Genomic DNA, 3278 nt, shown 5'->3' on the forward strand with positions numbered 1-3278 from the left:
GCCAGGTGTCGATAACAGGGCATTTTTTTACCTCGGTAAGAAGCCGGTCTCCTATGATGGTGTCACAAGCGGTGATTGACCACCTTGTTGGGACAAGATGCCTCATAGAATCCCGCCCCATGGTCCCCACGGAGAATGCCTTCTGGATGCTCGAGAAAGGGACCCCGGTCTTATGAAGGGCCCTGACTGCATCGGCAGCCTTCAGATCGGTATCATAAAACACTTTTTCCAGGTTATGGTCCCACCGGCCGGTTTCGATCGAGAAATTTTCTATCGGGGCACTGGGCCCAAACGGGGTATGTTCTTCCGAAAACGACTGGCCCTGGGGAGTGCTTGTAAAGGAGACTTCGCTCTCGATGGATGATCCCGAAAGGGAGATCTCCTGCAGTTTTTCAACGAAACGGTTATCGAGATCGCCGGCATGGACCCGGTGCTTTCCGCGGATAAGATTAAGGCGGTACCCGATAATTTCTTCCTGCGTTTTTTTACCGGAGATCCATGATTCCGGCATATCCATGATCCGGGTATCGCCGTGCTCCTGCACAACCATGGGGCCTGCAAAGACATCCGGGTAATTCCAGCTGCCGATAAAAACAGACGGTGGAGTACTTCCTTCGAGTTCTTTTCCCACGGTGACTGATTTCATCTGCGTTGTCGATGCCGTGAGTTGCCGGAGATACGCACCTTTGCCGATCATTTCGTTACGAGAATAACAGCAGCCGGCAATATAATAGGCCGGGTGCATGAGGCGAAAGTGAAGCGAGGCATGGAGAGATTGCACGATCTCCCGTTTATCTTTTCAGAAAGGTTACCTCCTGACGGTATAACCGGCACGCATGAGGATCCGGATCATGGCATCCTCCCATTTCTGATCGTCAGGCTCGCTGTGGATTTCGGTGCAGCTGTCCCAGATACGGGTAAGAGGGGGATCATCCGAGCAGAGGGTTCGGATATACTTGACACGGCCCGCCCTCCTCCCGGTATGATTGAGGATGAGAAGGCGCCAGCACCCATAGTCCCGGCAGATCTCCGGGCGGGTGAGGTGAACCGTACAGTACGCCAGAACACTTCCGGGCCGGTGCCGGAAGAACGGGCAGGTGTGCGGTAGTTTTTCAAAGATACTCTTGTCATCGAAAAGTTCGTGCTTGTCAGGATCCACCGTCACCGGCGTCTCTTCACCGGTATAATTATTGTAAATCAAAAAACGGTAATCCCCGTACGTTTCCCTGATGGCGTGAACATAGCCCAGGTGACTGCAGCAATCGCCGCACTGGAAACATTCGAACGCCAAACGAGACCGCCCCTTAACGTATACTCTGCCAGATTGCAAGCACGAATTCAAGGGCGATAAGGATGATAATCACCCATTCAAGGAAGTTTGAGTGCTGGATACGCACTTCGTCTGACAGCATCGAGTAATTTTCCTGGATGACTTCAATCTTCCGACTGACACTCTCGCTCCACTGGCTGCTCCTCAGTACTTTCAGTGCCGTTGCATATACCCTGGCATAGTAGACGTCTTCCGTTACTTTGATCAGGTTGTCGACCTTCTCGATGATCTCGGAGATCTCTGCCGAAGTCTCCATGAGTTTTACCATGATTGCGTGGTACTGGCGGCCCCTGCGGAAAGCCGAAAGCCGGTCGGCATGCTCGATATCGTCATACATCTTCTCCATCTCCCGGGTCAGCTCCCGGTCATAATACCGGAGTTCGAGTACCTGTACATTAGCAAATTCGATCAGATCAATGATATCAGTCGGGCTGTCAGGATTGCAGAGGAGTGCTGAGTCCCATGAGAGAATCGCAAGATCATCAGTCGTGTAACTGAGGGTGTTCTTGATTATCTCTTCACGCATCTGCGGAGAGATATTGGTTTTTTCCCCTATCAGGAGCGCAACCGGGTCGATGGAGTCATCCCGCCGGTCCGTAACATAAATCGTATAATCCTCGTAGAAATCCGGGTTGATGGCAAATCCCTTGATGTGCGGCCTGATGATCTCGCCAAGCGTCTTGAGGTACTGCACATAAAACTCTGATAGACCTTCCTGGCCTGCAAAAAGGAACGCGATCTCTTCCAGTTCCGCGATTTCTGCATCCGGATTCTCGTAAATAAAACAGAAACTGATCACCCCGATATCATATACCCGGGCGACCACGGTAAATTCAAACGGCCTGCCGTCCCGCTCGACCCGCATCGGGTGCATCTGGATCGTGAGCGGGGGGTCTTCGAGCATGATGGATTTTGGTTTGACCCGCACAAAACTGGCCCTTGCCGTAAAATAGTTCTGGGCGAGGGCTTTCTCAAGCCAGTCAAGATCGATCTCCCTTCCGATATCATATATCCGGTAAAAACGGAGCGTAATCATGGTGTTATCCCCTCCTGCGGAGTGTATTCACCTTTATATCTGCAATAATGAACAACTATGGAGATAATAAATCCTTGTAAGGCAGGATCCCCGTCGGTACGAGGTGATCTCGACAATTACTGCCCCTGCCGGGAGGAGCGGGGCCATCTGTTGCAGAATCGGAATAGTTCGGGTTAAGAATAGTTAGATCGTTAAACTATTAATCCTTGAAACCAAATCCTGCAACTGTGAGCGGTGATCTCAGAAACAGGATTGCAGACAACCTTCTGGCACTCCTGCCTTTTTATCACAAAAAAATATTCAGGGCCGAACATGGCATTACTGGAATGCAGGCAGCCCAGTATCGCCTGCTCGGTGTCCTGATGAGAGAGGGAACGCTGCCGATGTCAGAACTCGGAAAGCGCCTTTACATATCCAAACCCTATATGACAACGCTCGTCGACCAGCTCATCAGGGAAGGTCATGTCGAACGGATCCCTGATACCCGGGATCGTCGGGTGATAAATATCAACATCACACCATCCGGGAGCAAACACCTCAAACAGGCGGGAGCGTTATATAAAAGCGATGTTAAAAATATTCTTGGGGATCTGGATAAGAAAGATCTTGAAGAACTCTGCCAGTCCTTGGAAAAAATCCGGAGTATTCTCTCAAAAATCAGTTAAGGTGAGGTATGGAAACTCAAATACCGAAAGGGCAGCCGGAATACGGAACCCCGGATTCTGCAATAGCAGAAGAACAGGGCTATCCCGGCCTGCATCCGGATGACATTATTCGCATAGACCACATCACAAAAACCTTCCTGAGCAAGACAAAGACAGTAACGGCAGTCAACGATGTCTCGTTCACGGTAACCCGGGGGGAGATCTTCGGTCTTCTCGGGCCGAACGGGGCCGGGAAGAGCACCCTGAT

At 51.0% G+C, this 3278-nt stretch carries 4 protein-coding genes and 1 pseudogene; 2 read left to right on the forward strand and 3 right to left on the reverse strand.

Annotated elements, in window-relative coordinates; all coding sequences use genetic code 11:
- From WBL42_RS04170 to WBL42_RS04180, 3 genes and pseudogenes are all read right to left on the reverse strand, one after another.
- Positions 1 to 781, reverse strand: a pseudogene (locus tag WBL42_RS04170) (hypothetical protein); the annotation flags it as partial.
- 27 nt (positions 782 to 808) lie between these two features.
- Positions 809 to 1291, reverse strand: coding sequence for a YkgJ family cysteine cluster protein (locus WBL42_RS04175; RefSeq protein WP_424720008.1), 483 nt, complete (start codon positions 1289 to 1291; stop codon positions 809 to 811).
- Between the two features lie 13 nt (positions 1292 to 1304).
- Positions 1305 to 2366: a hypothetical protein gene (locus tag WBL42_RS04180; protein ID WP_424720009.1), complete on the reverse strand. Its 1062-nt coding sequence runs from the start codon at positions 2364 to 2366 to the stop codon at positions 1305 to 1307.
- A gap of 227 nt (positions 2367 to 2593) precedes the next feature.
- Between WBL42_RS04180 and WBL42_RS04185 the strand changes: the two genes are divergently transcribed.
- Together WBL42_RS04185 and WBL42_RS04190 are read left to right on the forward strand one after the other, a co-directional pair.
- On the forward strand, positions 2594 to 3031 hold the full coding sequence (locus WBL42_RS04185) for a MarR family winged helix-turn-helix transcriptional regulator (protein WP_424720010.1): 438 nt from the start codon (positions 2594 to 2596) through the stop codon (positions 3029 to 3031).
- Between the two features lie 8 nt (positions 3032 to 3039).
- The coding region (locus WBL42_RS04190) for an ATP-binding cassette domain-containing protein (RefSeq protein ID WP_424720011.1) at positions 3040 to 3278 on the forward strand (239 nt) is incomplete at its 3' end.

The sequence above is a fragment of the Methanoregula sp. genome (assembly GCF_049686655.1).
Lineage (GTDB): Archaea > Halobacteriota > Methanomicrobia > Methanomicrobiales > Methanospirillaceae > Methanoregula.

Coding starts and splice junctions, on each gene's coding strand:
- WBL42_RS04180 (WP_424720009.1), bottom strand. CDS start 2,366: ATGATTACGCTCCGTTTTTACCGGATATATGATATCGGAAGGGAGATC.